The sequence below is a fragment of the Fructilactobacillus sp. X8R2C1 genome (assembly GCF_059900955.1).
This window is the reverse complement of the sequence record NZ_JBWXVI010000018.1, coordinates 1-374: the sequence shown is the minus strand read 5'-3', so window position 1 is coordinate 374 and position 374 is coordinate 1. Positions and strand designations below refer to the sequence as shown.

2 tRNA genes are annotated in these 374 nt (G+C 38.8%); both read left to right on the top strand.

The features are described 5' to 3' along the window. Positions 1 to 101 precede the first annotated feature (101 nt). Positions 102 to 176: transfer RNA gene (locus AC6UD6_RS07005), tRNA-Ile, on the top strand. Between the two features lie 31 nt (positions 177 to 207). Then, positions 208 to 280 (top strand) — tRNA-Ala (locus AC6UD6_RS07000). Positions 281 to 374: the final 94 nt, after the last annotated feature.

The following is a 374-nucleotide window of genomic DNA, read 5'->3' as shown; positions in this document are numbered from 1 at the left end:
GATCACCTCCTTTCTAAGGAAAAATTCGGAAACCTTACATTATTGAAGTCTTGTTTAGTTTTGAGAGTTTTACTCTCGTTAAAATAAATGTTCGCGCTTTTGGGTCTATAGCTCAGCTGGTTTAGAGCGCACGCCTGATAAGCGTGAGGTCGGTGGTTCGAGTCCACTTAGACCCATCGTTACTGGTAAGTGACAATCGAATATTTTGGGGAATTAGCTCAGCTGGGAGAGCACCTGCTTTGCAAGCAGGAGGTCAACGGTTCGATCCCGTTATTCTCCATTGACACGAGAGTGTCAACTTTGTTCTTTGAAAACTAGATAATATTATTTTCTGTATTAATTATATTTTAATTATAATTTTAACCGAGAAATAA